The sequence below is a fragment of the Flavobacterium luminosum genome (assembly GCF_023635005.1).
Taxonomy (GTDB): Bacteria; Bacteroidota; Bacteroidia; order Flavobacteriales; family Flavobacteriaceae; genus Flavobacterium; species Flavobacterium luminosum.
Genome location: NZ_JAMLJM010000003.1, coordinates 162,902 through 186,638, shown reverse-complemented (window position 1 = coordinate 186,638; position 23,737 = coordinate 162,902). Strand labels below are relative to the sequence as shown.

The 23,737-nt window shown below is 34.4% G+C and carries 26 protein-coding genes; 10 read left to right on the top strand and 16 right to left on the bottom strand.

Going from position 1 to position 23,737, the window contains the following annotated elements:
- Positions 1-14: 14 nt before the first annotated feature.
- The 13 genes from NAT50_RS05855 to NAT50_RS05795 form a co-directional block, all read right to left on the bottom strand.
- A complete protein-coding gene (locus NAT50_RS05855) occupies positions 15-299 on the bottom strand; it encodes a hypothetical protein (protein WP_250592281.1) in 285 nt (94 codons plus the stop codon).
- 189 nt (positions 300-488) lie between these two features.
- The gene (locus NAT50_RS05850) at positions 489-1,337 is read right to left on the bottom strand and encodes a hypothetical protein (protein ID WP_250592280.1); all 849 of its coding nucleotides are present in this window, start codon (positions 1,335-1,337) and stop codon (positions 489-491) included.
- A 32-nt stretch (positions 1,338-1,369) separates the two neighbouring features.
- Positions 1,370-2,188, bottom strand: a complete 819-nt coding sequence (kdsA, locus tag NAT50_RS05845) for a 3-deoxy-8-phosphooctulonate synthase (protein WP_250592279.1) — start codon at positions 2,186-2,188, stop codon at positions 1,370-1,372.
- A 44-nt stretch (positions 2,189-2,232) separates the two neighbouring features.
- Complete coding sequence (gene trpA, locus NAT50_RS05840) at positions 2,233-2,997, bottom strand: tryptophan synthase subunit alpha (protein WP_250592278.1); 765 nt, start codon at positions 2,995-2,997, stop codon at positions 2,233-2,235.
- 121 nt (positions 2,998-3,118) lie between these two features.
- Complete coding sequence (gene trpB / locus NAT50_RS05835; RefSeq protein ID WP_250592277.1) at positions 3,119-4,300, bottom strand: tryptophan synthase subunit beta; 1,182 nt, start codon at positions 4,298-4,300, stop codon at positions 3,119-3,121.
- Complete coding sequence (locus NAT50_RS05830; protein ID WP_250592276.1) at positions 4,284-4,910, bottom strand: phosphoribosylanthranilate isomerase; 627 nt, start codon at positions 4,908-4,910, stop codon at positions 4,284-4,286. The genes trpB and NAT50_RS05830 overlap by 17 nt, the downstream gene beginning before the upstream one ends.
- Positions 4,907-5,698, bottom strand: a complete 792-nt coding sequence (gene trpC, locus NAT50_RS05825; protein WP_250592275.1) for an indole-3-glycerol phosphate synthase TrpC — start codon at positions 5,696-5,698, stop codon at positions 4,907-4,909. The genes NAT50_RS05830 and trpC overlap by 4 nt, the downstream gene beginning before the upstream one ends.
- Positions 5,699-5,700: 2 nt before the next feature.
- Positions 5,701-6,693, bottom strand: coding sequence for an anthranilate phosphoribosyltransferase (gene trpD / locus NAT50_RS05820; protein WP_250592274.1), 993 nt, complete (start codon positions 6,691-6,693; stop codon positions 5,701-5,703).
- 120 nt (positions 6,694-6,813) lie between these two features.
- Positions 6,814-7,383: an anthranilate synthase component II gene (locus NAT50_RS05815; protein WP_250592273.1), complete on the bottom strand. Its 570-nt coding sequence runs from the start codon at positions 7,381-7,383 to the stop codon at positions 6,814-6,816.
- A 15-nt stretch (positions 7,384-7,398) separates the two neighbouring features.
- Complete coding sequence (locus tag NAT50_RS05810; protein ID WP_250592272.1) at positions 7,399-8,799, bottom strand: anthranilate synthase component I family protein; 1,401 nt, start codon at positions 8,797-8,799, stop codon at positions 7,399-7,401.
- A gap of 268 nt (positions 8,800-9,067) precedes the next feature.
- Positions 9,068-9,634, bottom strand: a complete 567-nt coding sequence (locus tag NAT50_RS05805; protein ID WP_250592271.1) for a YceI family protein — start codon at positions 9,632-9,634, stop codon at positions 9,068-9,070.
- A gap of 28 nt (positions 9,635-9,662) precedes the next feature.
- The gene (locus tag NAT50_RS05800; protein WP_250592270.1) at positions 9,663-10,295 is read right to left on the bottom strand and encodes an NAD(P)H-dependent oxidoreductase; all 633 of its coding nucleotides are present in this window, start codon (positions 10,293-10,295) and stop codon (positions 9,663-9,665) included.
- Between the two features lies 1 nt (position 10,296).
- Positions 10,297-10,749: a MarR family winged helix-turn-helix transcriptional regulator gene (locus NAT50_RS05795; RefSeq protein ID WP_250592269.1), complete on the bottom strand. Its 453-nt coding sequence runs from the start codon at positions 10,747-10,749 to the stop codon at positions 10,297-10,299.
- Between the two features lie 270 nt (positions 10,750-11,019).
- On the opposite strand from NAT50_RS05795, the gene NAT50_RS05790 reads away from it, so the two are divergent.
- Positions 11,020-11,331, top strand: a complete 312-nt coding sequence (locus tag NAT50_RS05790; protein ID WP_250592268.1) for a rhodanese-like domain-containing protein — start codon at positions 11,020-11,022, stop codon at positions 11,329-11,331.
- Positions 11,332-11,417: 86 nt separating this feature from the next.
- Here the strand turns inward: NAT50_RS05790 and NAT50_RS05785 are convergent, their stop codons facing one another.
- Positions 11,418-12,098, bottom strand: a complete 681-nt coding sequence (locus tag NAT50_RS05785; protein WP_250592406.1) for a Crp/Fnr family transcriptional regulator — start codon at positions 12,096-12,098, stop codon at positions 11,418-11,420.
- Between the two features lie 107 nt (positions 12,099-12,205).
- Here NAT50_RS05785 and NAT50_RS05780 point away from each other — a divergent pair, with 107 nt between their 5' ends.
- From NAT50_RS05780 to NAT50_RS05740, 9 genes are all read left to right on the top strand, one after another.
- On the top strand, positions 12,206-14,578 hold the full coding sequence (locus NAT50_RS05780) for a heavy metal translocating P-type ATPase (RefSeq protein ID WP_250592267.1): 2,373 nt from the start codon (positions 12,206-12,208) through the stop codon (positions 14,576-14,578).
- 108 nt (positions 14,579-14,686) lie between these two features.
- On the top strand, positions 14,687-14,881 hold the full coding sequence (ccoS, locus tag NAT50_RS05775; RefSeq protein WP_250592266.1) for a cbb3-type cytochrome oxidase assembly protein CcoS: 195 nt from the start codon (positions 14,687-14,689) through the stop codon (positions 14,879-14,881).
- A 2-nt stretch (positions 14,882-14,883) separates the two neighbouring features.
- Positions 14,884-17,070, top strand: coding sequence for a cytochrome-c oxidase, cbb3-type subunit I (gene ccoN, locus NAT50_RS05770; RefSeq protein ID WP_250592265.1), 2,187 nt, complete (start codon positions 14,884-14,886; stop codon positions 17,068-17,070).
- A 7-nt stretch (positions 17,071-17,077) separates the two neighbouring features.
- Positions 17,078-17,245 carry a CcoQ/FixQ family Cbb3-type cytochrome c oxidase assembly chaperone gene (locus tag NAT50_RS05765; protein WP_250592264.1) on the top strand — a complete coding sequence of 56 codons (168 nt, stop codon included), beginning with the start codon at positions 17,078-17,080 and terminating at the stop codon, positions 17,243-17,245.
- Positions 17,246-17,265: 20 nt separating this feature from the next.
- Positions 17,266-18,204, top strand: coding sequence for a cbb3-type cytochrome c oxidase N-terminal domain-containing protein (locus NAT50_RS05760; protein WP_250592263.1), 939 nt, complete (start codon positions 17,266-17,268; stop codon positions 18,202-18,204).
- Between the two features lie 54 nt (positions 18,205-18,258).
- Positions 18,259-19,680 carry a cytochrome c oxidase accessory protein CcoG gene (gene ccoG, locus NAT50_RS05755; RefSeq protein WP_250592262.1) on the top strand — a complete coding sequence of 474 codons (1,422 nt, stop codon included), beginning with the start codon at positions 18,259-18,261 and terminating at the stop codon, positions 19,678-19,680.
- A 101-nt stretch (positions 19,681-19,781) separates the two neighbouring features.
- A complete protein-coding gene (locus tag NAT50_RS05750; protein WP_250592261.1) occupies positions 19,782-20,228 on the top strand; it encodes a FixH family protein in 447 nt (148 codons plus the stop codon).
- 81 nt (positions 20,229-20,309) lie between these two features.
- Positions 20,310-21,017, top strand: a complete 708-nt coding sequence (locus tag NAT50_RS05745) for a sulfite exporter TauE/SafE family protein (protein WP_250592260.1) — start codon at positions 20,310-20,312, stop codon at positions 21,015-21,017.
- A gap of 43 nt (positions 21,018-21,060) precedes the next feature.
- Positions 21,061-21,291, top strand: a complete 231-nt coding sequence (locus tag NAT50_RS05740; protein ID WP_250592259.1) for a YdcH family protein — start codon at positions 21,061-21,063, stop codon at positions 21,289-21,291.
- 212 nt (positions 21,292-21,503) lie between these two features.
- Here the strand turns inward: NAT50_RS05740 and hemN are convergent, their stop codons facing one another.
- Together hemN and NAT50_RS05730 are read right to left on the bottom strand one after the other, a co-directional pair.
- Entirely contained in the window at positions 21,504-22,868 is a 1,365-nt protein-coding gene (gene hemN / locus NAT50_RS05735; RefSeq protein WP_250592258.1) for an oxygen-independent coproporphyrinogen III oxidase, read from the bottom strand.
- A gap of 106 nt (positions 22,869-22,974) precedes the next feature.
- The gene (locus NAT50_RS05730; protein ID WP_250592257.1) at positions 22,975-23,658 is read right to left on the bottom strand and encodes a cell division ATP-binding protein FtsE; all 684 of its coding nucleotides are present in this window, start codon (positions 23,656-23,658) and stop codon (positions 22,975-22,977) included.
- Positions 23,659-23,737: the final 79 nt, after the last annotated feature.

The following is a 23,737-nucleotide window of genomic DNA, read 5'->3' as shown; positions in this document are numbered from 1 at the left end:
CCAGATTATTTAGCTTACGAACCAGCAAATGGTGAGTTAAAAACACCTACAGCCAGTTCAATCCAAATTAGCAAAAATACAATTACTAGTGATGCAATTAGAGTTAATTTATAAGCTTTGTTGGAAATTCTTCTAAAAACAAATTCACAAATAAATCCTAATCCTGATAGTAAGATACCCATAACGATAAAGTCACCAAGACTCCAGTTAATTTCACTTGTAAATAGCATTCCAATTAATGGAATAAGTAATAAGAGACATGTGCCTCCTAAAACAAATAGTTGATTTTTGTTTAACATAGTTTTAATTTTAAAAGAACTTTGAAAAACAAAGTAAAATAAAAAAAAGGAAACTCACAAATAAATTGTAATGATTTAAATGAAGAAAACGAAGAACTGATGAAATCTTTTAGTTTATACGTAATATTTTGAACAATAAATAATTACGCGATTAACATAAAAAAAGCCCTGCAATTGCAGGGCTTAAGCTTATAATTTGAAAATTCCTCCAACAGCAATAACGCTCTGAGCAAACCAAAAATCTTGACTCGCTCTGTCAGCAGGATCGTGAGTGGTTCTGATATCGTTCATGTTGATGTAACCACCTTTTAATTCCGTTTGGATGAAATAATGTTTGAAGAAAGTGAAGTTCAATCCAACTTTGGCAGATAATCCGTAACCGGCAATATGAAAATCATCATGTCTTTGTTTACCTAATAATTTTGAATTGGTTTTTGGGTATAAAAATCCAACACCGATTCCTTCGGTCACATTAATTTGGAATTTATCACTATTCCATGTTTTAAACAGTTTAGAAGAAATATCGTCTACTCTTGAAAATTCGGTATTGATGTAATTCAAACCATCGGTATGTTCAAAAGTCAAGAAATCTTCTGTTAATAAAACTTGTCCGTTAGCAACCGCTTCACCATAAATACCACGGTCAGGATAATTTCCTGTATAGTTTACAACTTTGTCTTGAAGCATCACATACTTCATGTGATCTACACCAATAGAGATGTTGTATTTGTCTGTAATGAAATAACCGATTCTAAAATTAGTTTGAGGAATCGTCATTCGTGAAGGGTTAAAGTAGTCAAGATGCCAGCCTTTTGGTTTGTCTACGGCTTGAACATTATGCAGTGTGAAATTATAATCGGCTCCTCTAAATTCAATATCAGAGTCAGAATATTTTTCACGGTTTCCTCCCCAGTAAATGTAAAATTTACCTTTGTTACTAGAGGTGTATTTACCATTAGTTTGAGCATCGATTTCTTGAGCAAAACTTTTTGAACCTAAGGCACAAAAAGATAATGCTACAATAAGTAGGCTTCTCATTTTTAAATTAAGATTTGGGGTTATTATTGTAGTTAAAAGTTATTTACAGTCTGTCTTATAGCAACTAATTTTTTCATTAATCCTTCAAAATGATCTAAATGAAGCATATTGGCACCGTCGCTTTTTGCGTTAGCAGGGTCAAAATGCGTTTCAATAAAGATTCCGTCTACACCAACAGCAATACCTGCTTTGGCAATAGTTTCAATCATGTCCGGACGACCACCAGTTACACCAACCGTTTGGTTTGGTTGTTGTAGTGAATGAGTCACGTCTAAAACCGTTGTGGCATATTGTTGCATGGTTGGAATACCACGAAAATCAACAATCATATCCTGATAGCCAAACATTGTACCACGATCGGTTACCATTACATTTTCGTTTTGGCAATCCAATACTTTTTGTACGGCATGTTTCATACTTTCTGGACTCATGAATTGTCCTTTTTTTAGGTTTACCGTTTTTCCAGTGTTGGCAGCAGCAACTACTAAATCTGTTTGACGAACTAAAAATGCTGGAATTTGCAATACATCTACATATTCTGCAGCCATTGGAGCGTCTTCGTTAGTATGTATATCGGTTACAGTAGGCACTCCGAATTCCTTTGCTACTTTTTGTAATATTTTTAAAGCTTTTTCATCACCAATGCCAGAAAAACTATCAATTCTTGAACGGTTGGCTTTTTTGAATGATCCTTTAAAAACGTAAGGAATTTTTAGATTGTCAGTAATGCCAACCAACTTTTCGGCGATGCGCATGGCCATTTCTTCACCTTCAATGGCACAAGGGCCTGCTAGTATAAAAAAGTTCCCGCTATCTAAATGCTTGATGTTAGGAATGTTGTGTAAGTTCATGTGCTTTTAATTTTTTGCAAATATACTACAAAACAATGCCAAAATTAACATAAAATTTTCGCTACGAAGTCTGGAATGGTCTCGATTTTATTTTGATTTAAATGTTGAATGAATGCACTTCCTATAATTCCTCCTTTTTGTTGTTTGGTGGCTTGAGAAAAGGTTTCCTGATTAGAAATACCAAATCCTATGATTTGAGGGTTTTTTAATTGCATTTGAGTAATTCTATTGAAATAGTTTTGTTGCGATTCACCAAAAGAACTTTGCCCTCCAGTGGTACTAGAACTACTTACCATATAAATAAAACTGTCCGATAAGGCATCTATTTTTCGGATACGCTCCTCTGAAGTCTGTGGTGTGATTAAGCGAATGTTTTTGAGATTGTATTTTTCAAAGAGCGATTGGTATTGCTGTTCGAAAATTTCCAATGGAAGATCTGGGATGATTAGCCCATCGATGCCAATTTGTGCGCACTGTTCACAAAATTTTTCCATTCCAAACTGAAGAATAGGGTTGAAATAGCCCATAATGATTAAAGGAATTTGAACAGTTTCACGGATGTGTGCTAGTTGTTCAAAAAGTAATTTTGTGGTCATTCCATTTTCTAAAGCTTTGGAGGAACTTTCCTGAATGGTGGGACCGTCTGCTAGTGGATCACTAAATGGCAGTCCAATTTCGATCATGTCTACACCACTTTTCTCAAGTTTTTGAATAATAGAAACAGTATCGTTCAAATTTGGATATCCTGCGGTGAAGTAGATGGATAGAATTTTTTTGTCTTCTTGTAATTTTATATTGATTCGGTTCATTTTTTATGTTTTATTTTTGCGTTAGGGATGGAAGTGGCATCCTTTTCATGCTCGTTGACTTTGTCGAAAGACTATGAAAAGATATAGCGTACAGCCTGTTCGCCGTGGTGAAAACGCTCTGTTAAAAATTAAAATAATCGATGTATGTATTTAAATCTTTGTCGCCACGACCTGAAAGATTGATGACCACAATATCGTTACGATCAAACTGTTTTTGATCTAAAACAGCTAAAGCATGCGCACTTTCGATAGCCGGAATAATACCCTCCATTTTGCATAATTGTAAACCAGCTTTCATGGCTTCTTCATCCGTAATAGCAATGAATTCGGCTCTTTTGGATGCAAATAAATGGGCATGTAGTGGACCAATTCCAGGATAATCTAAACCGGCAGAAATTGAATAAGGTTCTGTAATTTGACCATCCTCCGACTGCATTAAAAGAGTTTTACTTCCGTGAATAACACCTGTTTTTCCCAATATAGAGGTAGCGGCACTTTCACCAGAATATATTCCTTTTCCTGCTGCTTCCGCCGCGATAAGAGCAACGTTTTCGTTTTCTAGGAAATGATAAAATGCTCCGGCAGCATTACTTCCACCACCTACACAAGCAATAACATAATCTGGATTTTCTTTGCCTTCTTTTTCTAATAGTTGCGATTGAATCTCTTTAGAAATGACACTTTGAAATTGAGCTACTAAATCGGGATAAGGATGAGGTCCGACTACTGATCCGATGATGTAAAACGTATCTATTGGATTGTTGATCCAATCTCTAATAGCTTCGTTTGTAGCGTCTTTCAAGGTTTTAGAACCCGATGTGGCTGGGCGTACTTCAGCACCTAACATTTTCATACGGGCTACATTGGGAGCTTGACGTTGAATATCGATTTCGCCCATGTAAACAATACATTGTAATCCCATTAAAGCACAAACGGTTGCCGTTGCCACGCCGTGTTGTCCCGCACCGGTTTCCGCAATAATTCTGGTTTTTCCCAATTCTTTGGCTAGTAATATTTGACCAATAGTATTGTTGATTTTATGAGCACCAGTATGACATAAATCTTCTCTTTTCAGGTAGATTTTTGTTTGATATTTATCGGAAAGTCTTTCGGCAAAATAGAGTGGAGTAGGACGACCTACATAGTCTTTCAAGAGTTGTTGAAATTCGTTTTGAAAACTCTCCGTTGCAATGATTTTACCATAGATTTGGCGTAATTCTTCTACATTTGGGTATAGCATTTCAGGGATAAAGGCACCTCCGAAATCGCCATAGAATCCTTGTTCGTTAACGTGATAGTTCATGTTGTAATTTTTTTAAAAGTTGTATGTTTTTATTTCCTGGTTTTGTTTCGAATTTGCTATTAACATCGATGGCATATATAGGTAATTTGAGTTGTTTTAAAGATTCTGTTTTATCCAATCCAATGCCGCCACTCAGAAAAAAGGGCTTTGTTAAAGAATAATCTTTTAAAACCTGCCAGTCGAAACTAGTTCCGTTGCCACCGGGATTTTCTCCTTTGGTATCAAATAAGAAAAAGTCGCAGGTTGTTTCGTAAGGCTTACAGTTGTTGAAATCAAAGAAATCATTAACCGGAAATGCTTTAATGATTTTTACCGTTTCTTTTTTTTGATGGTCAAGTTCTGTTTTTAAGTCCGTGCAAAATTGTGGAGTTTCATTACCGTGAAGTTGCACCAAATCTAATTCATACTGTAACGTTTTGGTTATGATTTCTTCGAGAGTTGCATTAACAAATACGCCTACTTTTTGAATGGAATTCGGTATTGTTGGGATTTCTCCATTAAAAAAACGGGGCGATTTTTTATAGAAAATAAATCCCATATAATCGGGAAGTATTGCTGCTACTTCCTGAATGTTTTCAGGATATTTCATGCCACAAATTTTTAATTTCATGATTTTACTAGTAAAGAGTTAAGAAATGAAGCAGCGGCAGCGCCAGGATTATCGGTCTTCATGAAATGTTCTCCAATTAAAAAACCTTGATATCCTTGTGGTTGTAGTTTTTGGATCGCTTCAACCGAACTGATGCCGCTTTCGGATACTTTTATAAACTCATTCGGAATATGTTGCGCTAGTTCAGTGCTATATTCCAAGCTGACTTCGAAGTTTTTTAGATTGCGATTGTTCACACCAATCATATCTAAACTAGGTAAGATGGATTTTTCGAGTTCTTCGAGATTGTGAACTTCTAGAAGTACTTCTAAGCCTAAAGATTGTGCGAATTCGGAGAGATTTTTGATTTCATTTCGAGTTAAAACTGCAGCAATCAATAAGATGGCATCGGCTCCATGCGCTTTCGCTTCTAGTATTTGGTACTCATCAATAATGAACTCCTTGCGTAACAAAGGAATGTTTACGGATGCTTTGGCTAAAAGAAGATCCTCTAACGATCCTCCGAAATATTGACCGTCGGTTAATACAGAAATCCCACAAGCTCCTGCATTTTGGTAACCTATAACTACTTCTTCTACCGGAAAACTGTGATTGATTACCGATTTAGAAGGAGATCTTCTTTTGTGTTCTGCGATAATTCCTACTGGAGCATTGCGAAGCATTTTGCTCAGAGAATAGGTTTTGGTATTAAACAAAACGGAATATTCCAGTTGCGCAGCGGGAATAAGCTGCTTTTTGAGTGTTACTTCTCTTTTCTTACTAGCTATGATTTGATCTAAAATGGTCATGATTATCGACTTAGTTGTTGTAGTTTTTTTAATTTTTCTAATGCTTTTCCACTAAATAAGCTTTCTTTGGCTAACTCGAAGGCTTCTTTGGGGTCTATATTTTTGACCGTTGCAATGGCCATACCTGCATTGGCACATACGACGTTGTTTTGAGCTTCAGTACCATTTCCTGATAAGATATTTAGGAATATTTCGGCTGATTTTTCGACAGTGGTACCGCCCTGAATTTCAATTTCTTGTAATTTTTTTAATTGAAAATCTTCAGGTTTTAAAATCTGTTCGTAGTTTTTAGAAATAATTTTGGTATTTCCGGTGAGCGAGATTTCATCGTAACCATCTAAACTATGTAAAATGGTAAAATTAATCTCGGTGTTTTGATACAAATAGGCATACATTCGAGCTAATTCTAAATTAAAAACACCTACCAATTGATGTTTTGGAGCACTCGGATTTACCATAGGACCTAACACATTGAAAAAAGTTTTTACTGCCAAATCTTTTCGAATGGCCGCCACGTTTTTCATAGCAGGGTGGAAGAGCGGGGCGTGTAAGATACAAATACCCGCTTCTTCGATAGATTTTTTTAAGAAAGCTTCTTCATTACTGAACTTTATGCCTAGAGTTTCCATGACATTACTAGAACCAGAGATAGAAGAGACTCCATAGTTTCCGTGTTTAGCCACTTGAATTCCGGCTCCTGCTGCTATAAAAGAGGCGAGAGTGGAAATATTGAAAGTGTTTTTTCCGTCACCTCCGGTTCCGCATAAATCAATGGTGTTGTAATCAGACAAATCAACGGGTAAACAAAGTTCTAGCAAAGCTTCTCTGAAACCAGCCAATTCATCTACTGTAATGCTTCGCATCATGTAGACAGTCAAGAAACTGGCAATTTGTGTTGTATTGTAACTTCCTTCAGAGATGTTTTTGAGTACTGTTTTTGCTTCTTCTTTACCCAATGTTTCGTGTTGTATGAGTCGGTTTAATATTGTTTTCATTTTGATGATTTTGAGTTTTATTGTATTTAAATCTGGAAATAGAATCTCTTGGGTTAGTAAAACTTACTATCCTAAATTCAGGTTTTAAAATGTTGATTTTTATGTTTTTACCTCTAGTTTTTAGTTGTTTACCCAGTTTTCTAGAATTTTTTTTCCGTTGGGTGTTAATACACTTTCAGGATGATATTGGACACCGCGTACATCGAAGGTTTTATGGCGCAACGACATGATTTCTCCTTTTTCATCAATAGAAGTAATATCTAAAACCTCAGGGAAATTATTTTTGGATACTACCCAAGAGTGGTAACGCCCGACTTCAATTTCATCCTCTAAATCTTTAAAAAGTATTTCGTCGGTTACGGTGATTTTAACAAGGGTAGCCACTCCATGATAGACTTTTTCAAGATTCGTCAGTGTTCCACCAAAAACTTCTCCGATAGCTTGCTGTCCTAAACAAACGCCAAGAATACTTTTTGTAGACGCATAGGTTTTGATGACTTCTTTCAATAAACCGGCTTCGTCAGGAACTCCAGGACCTGGAGAAAGTAGAATTTTATTGAAGGGTTTTAATTCGTCCAAATGGAATTCATCGTTTCTGAAAACGGTTACTTCGCAATTCAAATCTTCTAAATAGTGCACTAAATTATAAGTGAAGCTATCATAATTGTCTATAACTACTATTTTTTTCATGGTATTCGGTTTATTTTAGATAGATTCTGCTAAATCTAAAGCGTTGTGTAAAGCTCTTAATTTGTTGTATACTTCCTGCATTTCATTTTCTTCGTCAGATCCTGCTACAATTCCGGCGCCTGCTTGATAATGGAGTTGATGATTTTTACTGAAAAAAGTTCTAATCATGATCGCGTGGTTAAAATTTCCTTCAAAATCCATAAAACCTATGGCACCGCCGTAGAAATTTCGATTGGTATTTTCGATACTTTCGATAAGTTGTAAGGCTTTGTGTTTTGGAGCTCCTGAAAGTGTTCCTGCAGGAAAAGTATCGGCAACGACTTGCATCGTTGAAGCAGTTTCATGTAATCGTCCGCTTACTTTTGAAACTAGATGAATGACATGAGAGAAAAATTGTACTTCGCGATATTTTTCAACGGTTACTTCTGAGCAATTACGGCTTAAATCGTTTCGTGCTAAATCAACTAACATTACGTGTTCACTATTTTCCTTTGGATCTTCGGAAAGTTTTTTCGCTAAAATCGCGTCTTCTTCATCATTACCGGTACGTTTGAATGTACCTGCAATCGGATGAATTTCTGCTTTTTTATCTTTGATGATCAATTGTGCTTCAGGCGAAGAACCCATGATTTTGAAATTTCCATAATCGAAAAAGAATAGGTAAGGCGATGGGTTGATACTTCGTAACGCTCTGTACACATTAAATTCGTCTCCTTTGAAACTTTGTGTAAATCTTCGAGATAGAACCAACTGAAAAACATCTCCTCTATGGCAATGTTTTTTAGCTAATGCCACATGGTTTTTGAATTCGCTGTCTGATAAATTAGATATCGTATCACCTTCTTTGGTGAAGGAGTAAGAGGCGAAATTTTTAGTTTGAATTAACTGCTCTATTTCGCTTACATTGTTCGTATCAGTAATGCTATGGCAGAAAATATAAGCTTCATTTTTAAAGTGATTGATAGCAATGATGTTTTGATAAACCGCATAATAAATATCTGGAATTTGCAAGTCCGTCACTCTTTTTTGAATCGTAATTTTTTCGAAATAGCGAACAGCATCATAACTCGTAAAACCGAATAATCCGTTGGTAATGAATTTAAAATTAGAATTTTCAGATTCAAATCGTGAAGCAAAATGTTGAATGGCTCCTATTACTTGATTGGGCTTTTCGATGGATTGATTGGTAACGCTACCGTCAGGAAAGGTTGTGCTTATGATTTCATTTTCTACCTTAATGTTGGCGATCGGGTTGCAACAGATGTAAGAAAAACTATTGTCATTACTGTGATAATCGTTACTTTCTAGTAAAATACTATTAGGAAATTTATCTCGAATTTTCAGGTAAATACTCACCGGAGTAATGGTATCGGCTAGGATTTTTTTGTAGTTAGTATGTAGTTTATATTTTATCATGGTATAGGTTGTTGGATTTTGACAATAAAAAAAGGCTTGTCGTGATTGACAAGCCTTGATATCTAATTTTTAAAAATACAGATAGGAGGATTCGCTCACGACGTTCGACGTAAGTTACTCCACCACCAAGTATTATTTAAAATGTTGTTCATTTTCTAAATTTTGAATAGTACAAATGTATAGAATTTTATTTTACAAAAACAAATTTTTTAAAATAAAAAAACTCCGATTATCTCGGAGTTTCATTTTTTTTGAAATGTAAGTTTAATTAGTATTTTAATTGAACTTTTAATTCGAACTCATCATCAATAGCTTTGTCAGCTAAAGCACCAAAGTTTTTAGAACCGTATTTTACATCATATTTAGTTCTGTCTACTAATAATTTAGCGTTAGCTACACCTTTGTTTACAACGATGTCAAAAGTTACTGGAGCAGTGATTCCTTTGATAGTTAAGTCAGCAGTTACTGTGTAAGTGTTAGCTGATTTTACACCGATTTGTTTGAAAACTAAAGTAGCAGTTTGGAATTTTTCAACAGAAAAGAAGTCTTCACTTTTTAAGTGACCGTCTAATTTTCCTTTGTATTCACCTTGTAAATCTGTAGTGTTGATTGTAGTCATATCAACTGTAAAGTTACCACCAGCTAATTTTTTTCCTTTGAAAACTAAGTTTCCATCTTTAAGAGCTACATCACCATTGTGTTGTCCACCTACTTTTTTAGCTAACCAAAGTACTTTACTTTTTGCTGCATCTACTTTTTTAGTAGTTTGAGCCGTAGCTGATAATGTTCCTAAAGCAATTACTAATGCTAAAGCGATTGATTTTAAATTTCTCATGATTTTAAATTGGATTAAATAATTATAGTTATAAATTGATAAATAATTCGTTTTTCGGTTTTCTAACTTTTTTCAAATGTTGTGATGGATCCTCTTGATGACGATAACCTATTGTTGCTACTAATGAAGCATTTAAGTTAAGATCTTTAAGATTCAATATTTCGTTATATTTTTCCGGTTCGAAACCTTCCATAGGAGTTGCGTCTATTTTTAGTTCAGCCGCAGCATTTAAAAGATTTCCTAACGCTAGATAGGTTTGTTTTGAAGTCCAAGTAGCTTGTTTTTCTTCTGATAAAGCAAATATTTTAGATTTCATGAAATCTTTATATCCTTGTAAGTCTGCAATATCTAAATTTCTAGTTTCAGCAATGTTAGCAAAAAAATCATCGATTACTCGATCGTCAATTTTTGTATAATTTGCAAAAACGATTACATGTGATGCATCAACAATTTGAGATTGATTCCAGCTTGCCGGTAACAATTGTTCTTTAATTGCTTGATCTTCGATAATCAACACTTTGTAAGGCTGCAAACCGTAAGAAGAAGTGCTTAATTGAATAGCTTCTTTTAAGGTTTCTAAATCTTCAGCACTTACTTTTTTTGCAGGATCAAATTTTTTGGTTGCGTAACGCCAGTTTTGGTTTTGAATAAATGGGGCCATTTTAATTTCTGTATTTTTCTAATAGGTTATTTAATATTCCTAGTTCTTCACTAGTTAGTTTTTGGGCAAAATTATTTTCGTGATCATCAATTTTAGGATCTAAATCTTCTAAAATTTTTAATCCTTTTTCGGTTATTGTCACTTCTATTTTTCTTCTGTTTTCAGGGCAAACATTTCGAGTTACAAATTCTTTCAGTAATAATTTATCAACCAATCGGGTAGTATTACTAGTCTTTGCAATCATTCGTTCTTGAATGATACACATATTGGCAGGTTTCCCTTTTTGTCCTCGAAGAATTCGTAATACATTATATTGTTCTGGTGAAAGGTCATAAGGTTTCAGTACTTCGTTTAAGTTTTCGTTAATAAGCATTTCGGTATGTATTATATTTAATACCACTTTCTTTGCGTCACTTAACGAGACTGTTGATTTTATTACCTCTTCAATTTTCATATTTGTAAGTACAAAATTTGTATGTACAAATGTATGAATGTTTTTTATTTGTATATACAAATGTGTATTAAATCTTTGTTAATTTTTTTTAATGCTTGTGTTCCAACAATGATGCAGAGAAAGTATTTAATTTCGAATATTTATTTCAATTATTCAGATAATTCAGCGGAAAATTGAGGTGTTGATGATTAAAAGCGCAATTAAAATCAATAAATAGTATTGGATGTTCGATTAAATCATAGTATTTTTGATAGATAAAACAAAATCACAATGAATTTAATACAAGAAGATTGGTGGGCTCAGGCTCAGGCTGATGATAATGCAGTTATTCTTGATGTAAGAACCGAAGAGGAGTGTTTAGACGGAATTATTCCGGGAGCTTTGAATATTGATATATATAAAGGTCAAGGTTTTATTTATCAAGTAGACGAATTGGATAAATCTAAAAATTATTATGTGTATTGCAAAGCAGGCGGAAGAAGCGCCCAAGCTTGCCATATTATGAATCAGATGGGATTTGCCCATACGTATAATTTAATGGGTGGTTTTTCAGAATGGGAGGGACCTATTGAGGAAAAATAAAGAAGCAAACTTGCTTATTTATTTGTATTTGATACTTATCAATATTACTTAGGTTTGGATTATTCGTAAATAAAAACAAGAAAGAATTATTCGGAGAGTTTCCTTAATTCTTTCTTGTTTTTAATAATTATCTTTTTACCGCTTATAGCAATCAGTTCCGATTTATTAAAGTCGGACAACAAACGAATACAGCTTTCCGTGGCTGTACCAATAATTCCTGCCAGTTCTTCTCTGGATAATTGTATGCGTAAACTTCCGTCTTCATTGTTTCCAAAAGTGTCTTCCAAATAGATCAAGGTTTGGGCTAAACGTTCTTTAACGCTTTTTTGAGCCATTGAAACCATCTGATCATCCGCCTCTTTTAAATCGCCACAAATTGTTCTCATGATGTTCAAGGAAAATTGGTTATTTTGATTAAAAAACTGCATGATTTCAGCCTTCGGTACAAAACAAACTTCCATGTCCTCTAGCGCAATAGCACTAAGATTGGCAGGTTCTTCGCTAATCATAGAGCGTTGGCCTAACATTTCTCCAGATTTAACCAATTTTACAATTTGGTCTTTACCGTTGGCGCTTAATTTGGTCATTTTGCAAACCCCTTCTTTAATACAATAAACACCATTGGTAACTTCTCCTTCTTCAAAAATAGGCTCTCCTTTTTTAATGGTGTAAGAAGTTTTGCAATTCGCCATGCGTAAAAGTTCATCCTTTGTTAAAGCCTTTAACGAACTAAATTGTCTCACAATACATTGTTCACATTTACTAATACTCATGGTCAACTTTTTTAGAACCACAAATATATTTAAAGTATGATAAAAATCATATTCTAAATAAGCTTATATTTAGAATTTTGCATAAGGTAAATGAGCAAATTATGAATGTACAAAATTGTTTCCATTGTGGTAATGATATTGTAAAGCAGGAAGAGATAATTTTCGACGAAAAATCGTTTTGTTGTGTAGGATGCAAAACGGTTTACGAAATATTTAGTCAGAATGATTTAACCTGTTATTACGATTTTGAAAACGCACCAGGTGCTACACCACAGGATATAAAAGGTAAATATGATTTTTTAGAAAATGAAGACATTGTCACCAAATTACTCGATTTCCAAGAAGATTCAACACATATCGTTTCATTGTATATACCTCATATACATTGTAGCTCGTGCATTTGGATTTTGGAAAATCTACAAAAACTCCAATCAGGGGTAAGTACTTCTCAGGTAAATTTTCACGAAAAAAAGGTTAGGATTACGTATGATCCCAAAAAGACCAATCTAAAAGAAATGGTTCTTCTTTTAAGTGCTATTGGCTATGAACCTTATATTAGTTTAGAAAATTACGAAAATAAAAAGCAAGAGGTAGACCGAACCTTATTCTATAAAATTGGGGTTGCTTTCTTTTCCTTTGGAAATATTATGTTGCTTTCTTTTCCCGAATATTTTGAAGTAGGGGAATTTTGGATTGAACAGTACAAAGTTTTTTTCCGTTGGTTAATTTTTGCTTTGTCATTACCGCCTTTCTTTTACTCGGCTTCAGGATATTATGTTTCGGCTTGGAAAAGTATTAAATCGGGTTTATTAAATATCGATATTCCTATTGCTCTAGGGATTGTTGTGATGTTTGTTAGAAGTACTATTGACATAGTTTTTGACTATGGACAGGGCTTTTTCGATAGTATGTGTGGACTGATTTTCTTCATGTTATTAGGAAAATTATTTCAGCAGAAAACTTATAACTTCTTGTCTTTCGAACGCGATTACAAATCGTACTTTCCTATAGCGATTACTAAAATTTTAGCCAACGGAACCGAAGAACCTGTTCAGGTTTATGATATTGAAAAAGGGGATCGATTGTTAATCAGAAACCAAGAATTAATCCCAGTAGATGGAATTTTAATTTCGCCTGAAGCTTCTATAGACTATAGTTTTGTTACCGGAGAGGCGGTTCCTATAATTAAAAAATCAGGTGATAAAGTCTATGCCGGAGGAAAACAGATAGGGAAAGTAATCGAAATGGAGGTACTGCATTCGGTTTCTCAAAGTTACCTGACGCAGTTGTGGAGTAATGATGTTTTTCAGAAAAAAGTGGATCAGAAGTACAAAACAATTACCGATACTATTAGCCGTTATTTCACTCCCGCTTTATTGTTGTTGGCTTTTGTCTCCTTCGGATTTTGGGTGTTTAGAGATGTTAGTACAGCCTTTAATGTTTTCACTGCGATTTTAATTGTGGCCTGCCCTTGTGCACTAGCTTTAACGGCCCCGTTTACGTTGGGAAATGTGCTTCGTATTATGGGAAATCGAAAATTATATTTAAAAAATGCGACGGTAATTGAACAATTAGCCAAAGTAGATACTATCGTTTTTGATAAAACAGGCACCATCACCACCAACAAAAAGACTTCCATTACTTATGAAGGAGAACCGTTGAATGAATCGGAATTAAAACTGTTGAAAAATGCTTTAAGAGGATCCAACCACCCTTTAAGTAGAAGATTGTATGATTTTATTCCACATCAAGAGAAAATAGAAACAACCGCTTTTGAAGAAATTATAGGAAAAGGAATTTTCGCAACCTTTGGAGAACAAAAAGTAAAGTTAGGCTCTTCGCAGTTTTTACAGCACATGAGCGAAAACACACACAAGAAAACAAAAGTTCATGTGGAAATTAATGGTATTTACAAAGGAAGTTATGTTTTTAACAATCAATACCGAGAAGGGTTGGAACAATTGTTCGAAAATCTGGAGAAACAATATAATTTGGTGGTGCTTTCAGGAGATAATGATGGGGAAAGAAAAATTTTAGAAAAAATGCTGCCAGACAGCACTACTTTAGTTTTCAATCAAAAACCGGAGCAAAAACTACAATACATAGAACAGCTTCAAAAACAAGGACGTAACGTTATGATGGTTGGTGATGGTTTAAACGATGCTGGAGCATTGGCGCAAAGTAATGTAGGGATTTCTATTTCAGAAAATGTAAATGTTTTCTCACCGGCCTGTGACGGAATCTTGGATGCCGTACAGTTTTCTAAGATCAATTACTTTATGCGACTTTCAAAAAATGCAATGAAAACCATTATGATGAGTTTCGGATTATCGCTTTTATATAATTTAATTGGATTGAGTTATGCGGTTACCGGAAACCTGCTTCCTATTGTTGCTGCTATCATTATGCCGCTAAGTACTATAACCATAGTGAGTTTTGTAACACTGATGAGTAATTTTTACGCAAGAAAATAATTGTTAGTCCAAAAAATAATCGTAATTTTTTAACGTTTTTTTTAGATATGATAAAAGTCATGTTTTAAGACTTGGGTTAACGGTAACTTTGAAATATAAAATTTAGGTATGAGTGTCATTTATTTATTAATCTGCATTAGTATCGTCTTAGCTGCTACTTTCCTGTATATTTTTATAAGGGCAGTACGAAGTGGTCAGTTTGATGATGACTATACGCCATCCGTTCGAATGTTGTTCGAAGATGAGCTAAAGAAAAAAGGGAATAATCCAAAAACAAAAATAAAAACAGAAAATCAAGACTAATTATGGAAATGCAACAATTTTATTACGACAACAAAATTGTAAACAAGTTCCTCTATGCCACAATCATTTTTGGTGTAGTAGGAATGTTGGTCGGGCTCTTGTTAGCCACTATGTATCTGTTTCCTAACCTTACTGATGGTATATCGTGGTTAAGTTACGGACGTTTAAGACCTTTACATACCAATGCCGTTATTTTCGCTTTTGTGGGTAACGCTTTTTTTGCTGGATATTATTATTCTATTCAGCGTTTATTAAAAACCAGAATGTTTAGCGATGCGCTCAGTAACTTTAATTTCTGGGGATGGCAGTTAGTTATAGTAGCTGCTGCTATTTCATTGCCATTAGGATATACTACTTCAAAAGAATATGCAGAACTAGAATGGCCTATAGATATTGCAATTGCTGTGGTTTGGGTAGTATTTGGAGTGAACATGATTATGACTATTCTAAGAAGAAGAGAGCGTCATTTGTATGTTGCTATCTGGTTCTACATTGCTACTTTTGTAACCGTAGCGGTATTACATATTTTCAACAGTTTGGCATTGCCGGTTAATGGATTGAAATCATATTCTGTGTATGCAGGAGTTCAAGATGCATTAGTGCAATGGTGGTATGGTCACAATGCTGTAGCCTTTTTCTTGACTACACCATTTTTAGGTTTAATGTACTATTATATGCCAAAAGCAGCTAATCGTCCTGTATATTCATATCGATTATCAATCATTCACTTTTGGTCATTAATTTTCTTATATATCTGGGCTGGACCTCACCACTTATTATATTCGGCTTTACCGGATTGGGCACAAAATTTAGGAGTTGTATTCTCTGTAATGTTAATTGCACCTTCTTGGGGAGGTATGATTAATGGATTGTTGACTTTACGCGGTGTATGGGATAAAGTTAGAACAGATGTGGTATTAAAATTCTTTGTGGTGGCTATTACAGGTTATGGTATGGCTACGTTTGAAGGACCAATGCTTTCTTTGAAAAATGTTAATGCTATCGCACACTTTACCGATTGGATTGTAGCGCACGTTCACGTTGGTGCTTTAGCTTGGAATGGTTTCATGACTTTTGGTATTATCTATTGGTTATTACCTAGATTGACTAAAACAGAATTATATTCTCAAAAATTAGCCAACTTCCACTTTTGGATTGCAACGTTAGGAATCATTTTATATGCATTACCTATGTATGTAGCTGGTTTTGTTCAGGCTCAAATGTGGAAACAGTTCAACCCTGATGGTTCTTTGGTGTACGGAAATTTCTTAGAAACAGTAACCCAAATTATGCCGATGTATGCTATGCGTGCGATTGGAGGTACCTTGTATTTGGTTGGATTATTAATCTTGGTATACAACGTGGTGAAAACGATCCAAATAGGATCAGCAGTAGAAGACGAATTAGCAGAAGCTCCTGCTTTGGCTAAAATTGCTCCTTATCGTTTGAAAAATGAAAAATTCCATGGATGGTTAGAAAGAAAACCTATTCAGTTGACAATCTTAGCTACTATTGCTATTCTGATCGGTGGAATTGTTCAAATAGTTCCTACGCTAGTAGTAAAATCTAATATTCCAACAATTTCTAGTGTAAAACCTTATACACCACTAGAATTAGAAGGTCGTGATTTATACATCCGTGAAGGTTGTGTGGGATGTCACTCTCAAATGATTCGTCCGTTCCGTTCTGAAGTTGCTCGTTATGGGGAATATTCAAAATCAGGAGAATATGTATATGACCATCCTTTCTTATGGGGTTCAAAACGTACTGGACCGGATTTAATGAGAGTTGGTGGTAAATACAACGATAACTGGCATTTCAATCACATGTGGGATCCACAAAGTACTTCTGCAGGATCAATCATGCCAGCTTACAAATGGTTATTCGATAATGAACCAATGGATTATTCTCAAATAGAGAAGAAAATGAGTGTGATGCAAACTTTAGGTGTTCCTTATACAGAAGAAGATATCAAAAATGCGAAAGCTTCAATTGCTGCTCAATCGGCTAAAATTGAAGAAAATCTTAAGCAAGATCCTGACTTCGTGAAGAGTTACACTGAAAGTGAGAAAAATGCTAAAATACGTGGAGAGAAATTCGTCCCTATGAAAGACAGAGAAATCGTTGCATTAATTGCTTATTTACAGCGTTTAGGTACCGATATTAAAGTAAAAGAAACTCAAAACTAATTAAGTCATGTTAAAGTTTATTAAACACAATATGGAAACCATCTCAGGAATAGAGATTTATCCAGTGATATCATTACTGATTTTTTTCCTATTCTTCGTAGGATTGTATGTTTGGGTTTTTACCTATAAAAAAGAGAAAATTACAGAAATGAGTAATATTCCCTTTAACGAATAAGTAATTTAAATGCTTTAAAAATGAAAAAGATTTTTCCAATATATGTTAGAATTCCCGTTTTGTTTGCTTTGTTTTTCTTGGCAATGGAATTCTTTATCGACTCAGGGGATAGACCTGCTTTTATTAAGTATCCCATATTAAATGTAGTATTATTGATTTTCTTATTAATTCTAGTGGCTATGGAATTAATATTAAACGCTACAGATAATATTTTAGATACTTTGTTAACAGAAGAACAACGTAAAGAAAAAGAAATCGAAGAAAATCTTCCTTTCACAGAATCAAAGTTCTACAAAGGGTTAATGCAAAAATTAACACGTTCAAGAAAAGTAGAGGAAGAAGGAGAACTGATTTTGCATCACAATTATGATGGAATCCAGGAATTAGACAACGTATTACCGCCATGGTGGGTGTATTTGTTCTACATTACAATTATTTTTTCTGGAATTTATTTAGTTCGTTTCCATATTCTAGGTCATGATGACCAAACAGCCGAATATGAAAAAGCAATGGCTGAAGCTAGAATTCAGGTAGAAGAATACAAAAAAACGGCACCTGATTTAATGGATAAAGAAAAAGTAACTTTATTAACAGATGCCTCTAGTCTTGAAGCGGGAAAAGCATTATTCCAGACTAATTGTGTGGCGTGTCATAAAGCAGATGGTGGAGGATCAATTGGTCCTAACTTAACCGATAATCACTGGATTTTAGGTGGAGGTATCAAAAATGTTTTCAACACGATCATGGAAGGTGGACGTTCAGGAAAAGGTATGGTGCCTTGGAAAGAAACAATCAAGCCATCTGATATTCAGAAAATTGCAAGTTATGTTTTGAGCTTACAAGGCTCTAATCCTAAAGATGGAAAAGCACCTGAAGGAGATATTTGGGTAGAAGAAGGAGCTGCAAGTCCAGCAGCAACTGCAACAGATTCAACTAAAGTAGCTGCACCAGCAAAATAATAATAAATACTGCGAGATACCTAGTTATCTCGCAGTATTAAAAAAAACTAAATTATGGCTTCTAATTTACCGGATGAAAGTTTTAGAGATAGTATCGCAACTATCGATAAAGAAGGGAAAAGAGCTTGGATATTTCCAAAAATTCCCAAAGGGAAGTTATATGAAAAACGAAAATTGTTAAGTTACTTTTTGTTAGCTTTCTTATTTTCGGCTCCGTTTGTTAAAATCAACGGAAATCAATTTTTATTGTTTAACATCTTAGAACGTAAATTTTCAATTTTCGGAAATCCGTTTTGGCCTCAAGACTTTCACTTAGTCGTGATCACTATGATTATTGGAGTGGTAGGCTTGGCATTATTTACCGTTGCTTTCGGTCGTATTTTTTGCGGATGGTTTTGTCCTCAGACGATATTTATGGAGATGGTTTTTCGTCGAATAGAGTTTTGGATTGAAGGGGATCGTGGTGCACAAATCAAACTGTCTAAACAAGAATGGAATGCGGAAAAAATCAGAAAAAAAGTGACTAAATGGGTAATCTTTTTTATCATTTCTTTTCTAATTGCTAATGTATTCCTCGCATATTTAGTGGGTAGTGATCATGTGTTGGATATGGTTCGTCAAGGTCCTTTTCACAACACCAGCACCCTGATTGCTTTAATCATTTTTACCTGTGTCTTTTATTTTATCTATGCATGGTTTCGTGAACAAGTTTGTATCATCGCTTGTCCTTATGGAAGAATGCAGGGAGTTTTATTAGACAATAAATCAATCAATGTGGCGTACGATCACGTGAGAGGTGAGGGAACACAAGGAAGAGCTAAATTCAAAAAAGGAGAAGATCGAGTTGCAGCCGGAAAAGGCGATTGTATCGATTGTCATCAATGTGTGAATGTATGTCCAACGGGAATCGATATTCGTAACGGAACTCAGTTAGAATGTGTCAATTGTACGGCTTGTATCGATGAATGTAATTCAATCATGCAAAGCGTTAATTTACCGATAAATCTAATTCGTTACGCTAGTGAAGATGAAATTGTAAAGAAAGAAAAATTCGTTTTTACTACTCGTATGAAGGGGTATGCGACAGTATTGGTTATCTTAACTGGGGTGTTCTTTGGAATGTTGTTTTTGCGAAATGATGTCGAAGCCACTGTTTTACGTTTGCCTGGACAATTATACGAGCACAAAGGGGATAACATCAGTAATGTATTTACATACAAAATTGTAAATAAAACGATGGAAGATTTTGATCATATTCACTTTAAGTTAGTAGAACCTAAGGGAACCATTACACTGGTAGGAAATCAAGAAGTTAAGGTGAAAAAAGATAGTTTAACGCAAGGAACACTATTTATAGAAATTCATCCTGCTTTTCTTACAGGTGATAAAACTGAATTAAAGTTAGAAATCTATAATAAACATCAGTTGTTAGAAACCACTACGACTAATTTTTTAGGTCCAAGAAGTTTTAATTAGTTACAATAAATAATAGTTAATAATCAGACTCAAATTTGTCTCTGGGCACTCTTTAAAATATTAGAAGAGGAGATAAATAGAGTCATCAAAAAAATAGAAAAATGAGAGCAAATTGGGGTACCGGAATAGTGATTGCATTCGCATTGTTTATCACTTTCATTTTATACTTTGTTTTTAAAGTTCAAGGAGATTCTAGATATGACCATGAAATGGTTACAGAAGAATATTATAAAAAAGAAATGGGTTATCAAGAACAATTGGATAAGCAACAAAATGCTCAGGATTTACCCCAAAAAGTAATTGTAGATATAAAAAGTGAAGGATTAGTGATTCGTTTTCCAGAATCTTTCGACTATACTAAAATAAATGGAAAAGTGTCCCTGTACAGACCGTCTAACCAGAAATTAGATTTCGATATGCCCATATCGTTATCTTCTTCCAATTTGCTCATACCTAAAACAAAGTTGGTAGGCGGTCGTTGGGACATTATTATTGATTGGAATTACGAAGGTAAAGGTTTTTTAAATAATGAAAAAGTGAATTTGTAGTTTTACTATAGCCTTAATTGTTTCACTTATCTTCAATTTAAAAGTTTATTTTCCATTTATTTCCATTATAAGCTAAAAGAAATGTTATTCTCAGGTTTTATATTCGGTTTGATCAGTAGTTTGCATTGCGTAGGAATGTGCGGTCCTATTGCGATGATGTTGCCTGTCGATCGAAATAATCCTGCAAAAAAAGTAATGCAAATAATGCTTTACCATTTAGGTAGGCTTACCGCATATTCCTTGTTAGGGTTGGTTTTTGGTATATTGGGTAAAGGACTTTTTCTGGCCGGATTTCAACAAAAATTATCGGTTGTTTTAGGACTTATGATGATTATAGTTGTCCTGGTTCCAGAAAGAGTTTTTGCTCAATATAATTTCTCGAAACCGGTTTATAGCTTGATTGCTAAAGTTAAATCGAAGCTAGGAGCACAATTCAAAAAGAAAAGCTTTGGTTCTTTGTTTACCATTGGATTTTTAAATGGTTTTTTGCCTTGCGGATTAGTATATGTAGCGCTTTTTGGTGCTATAGCAATGCAAAATTTATCATTGAGTGTTCTTTACATGGCCTTGTATGGTATAGGAACTATTCCCATGATGAGCGCGGTAGTTTATGTCTCTAATTTATTAACCTTACCAGTGCGTCATAAAATTCAAAAAGTCATTCCTATTGTTGCAGTAGGTATAGGTGTACTTTTTATCCTACGCGGATTAGGATTAGATATTCCGTTCGTATCGCCTAGTACAATGCAATTATTTGTACAAAGCACCCCTAACTGCAAAGTGCATTAGGATAAAATAATGAAACAAAAACAAATTAAATTATAAAGTTATTATGGAAAGACACGATTTATTACATGAGTTCCCAGAGTTTAGAGATAAAATTCATGATTTAAAAACGACCGACAATCATTTTAGAAAATTATTCGATGAATATCACGAAGTAGAACACGAAATTCACAAGTACAATTCAGGTACTGAAAATACTACTGACGAACATATGCATGAATTAAAAGGAAAGTTATTGTTTTTGAAAGATGAGATTTTCGCAATGCTTAAGAACTAATTCAAAGAGGAAGTTATAAAAAAAGCTGTTTCAAAAAATGAAACAGCTTTTTTTGTGATAGTAATTTTGTTTTCTGCTATCTGAATTTTACTAAAACAGAATAAAAAACACCTACAAATGAAGAAATAAATACTATCATCTGTAGGTGTGGGCAAACAACGTGTCAATTAAAAAAAAATGGTAAGAACCCTTTTTATGAGTTTAAATAGGTTTTATACGGTCATAGAAAATAGTTGCGTTTGAGGAGCTTTACGTTGTAAGCGTAAATCAAAAGCCATACAAATATTACGAACAAAAGGTTTTCCTTTTTCTGTTACAATGATGGCATTATCCTGAATTACTAAAAGGCCATCATTTTCCATCTCACGAAGTTCCTCGATGACTTTCGGTAATTCTTGAAAATATAAATCGTTTTCATCCCAAGAAGTAGCAAATTGACACATAATATTCAAGATGTGACGTCGGATAATCAGGTCTTCTTCGCTTAACAAGTGTCCTTTGAAAACAGGTAGTTCGTTTTGTTCTAATCGGGCATAATAATCCTCAATACTTTTTTCGTTTTGAGCAAAACTATACCAACTATCGCTAATAGAGGAGGCTCCCAAACCGATCATCAACTGTGTTTTGGATGCAGTATAGCCCATGAAATTTCGATGTAAATTTCCTTCTTCAAAAGCAGTGTACATACTGTCTTTTTTTAAAGCAAAGTGATCCATTCCAATCTCGTGGTATCCTTTTTTAGCTAATAAATTTTTTCCTATTTCGTACAATTTACGCTTTTCGTCATCTTTTGGAACATCTTCATCTCTAAAACCGCGTTGTCCGTTACCTTTAATCCAAGGCACATGCGCGTAACTATAAAAAGCCAATCGATCCGGAGAAAGAGACTTGGTTTTTTCGATTGTGTCAATGATGTTTTCAATCCCTTGAAATGGTAAACCAAAAACCAAGTCATGAGAAATCGAGGTATAACCAATTTCTCTCGCCCAAAAAGTTACTTTGGCCACATTGTGAAAAGGTTGGATACGGTGAATGGCTTTTTGTACTTTTTCACTGTAATCTTGAACGCCAAAACTCACACGACGGAAACCTAAATCAAATAGTGTTTGTAGATGATCTCGGGTTGTATTATTGGGGTGGCCTTCAAAACTAAATTCATGTTCAGAAGCTATTTCAGCTTTAGATAGAATTCCATTGATTAAGCATGTTAAGTTTTCTGTAGAAAAGAAAGTGGGCGTTCCTCCGCCTAAGTGAATTTCCTTGATTATTGGTTTTTCTGGAAATAACTCGCAATACAATTGCCATTCTTTCAAAACCGCCTCTATGTAAGGATGTTCAACGTCATGGCGTTTAGTGATTCGCTTATGGCAGCCACAAAAGGTGCATAAACTTTCACAAAAAGGCAAGTGGATATAAAGACTGATGCCTTCTTTTTGGTTACTTTCTTGAAATGATTTGATAAAAGTCTGTTTCCAGATATCGTTAGTAAATCCTTCTTCTTCCCAATAAGGAACGGTTGGATAACTCGTATATCTTGGCCCTGGAACGTTATACTTTTGAATTAATGAAATTGTCATACCTAATAACTTTTACAATATCAAAAGTAAAACAGGAAGTTGTAGTACCAAATGATAATTGTCATAAAACAAAAAAAAGAAGCTGTAAGCCTCTTTTCTTTCATTTTTATACTACTTTTTGAACAACTTCAAAAAGTGCACCATCTTCACATTTCAATGTTTTAGAAGGGTATTTCATTAATAAAGCATAATCGTGTGTCGCCATAATCACGGTTTTACCGTTTTGGTTTACTTTACGCAATACTTCCATTACTTCTATACTCGTTTGCGGATCAAGATTTCCGGTAGGCTCATCGGCAAGAATTAGCTCAGGATCATTTAACATAGCACGAGCAATGGCTACGCGTTGTTGTTCTCCTCCAGATAATTGGTGAGGCATTTTTCCGGCTTTACCCGCCATGCCTACTTTCTCTAATACTTCATCTATTTTTTCTTGCATTTCAGTTTCATTCTCCCATCCAGTAGCTCTTAAAACAAAAAGCATATTGGCATTCACGGTACGATCGGGTAACAATTTAAAATCCTGAAACACAATTCCAATTTTTCTTCTCAAAAAAGGAATATTATCATCCACCAAACCGTTTAAATCGTAATCTACAATAGTTCCTTCTCCGTGTGTTAACGGTAAATCAGCATAAAGCGTTTTCATAAAACTACTTTTCCCAGAGCCGGTTTTACCAATTATATAAATGAATTCTCCTTTTTCAACTTTAAGGTTAACGTCAGATAAAATAGCATTGTTTTCTTGGTATATGGTAACGTTTCGTAACGATAAAATGGTTTGTGACATAATAGCTTGTAATTTATTTCGTAAAAGTAATAAGTAAACGTTCTAATGCAAAATAAATTTTGGTATTATGAATAATTTA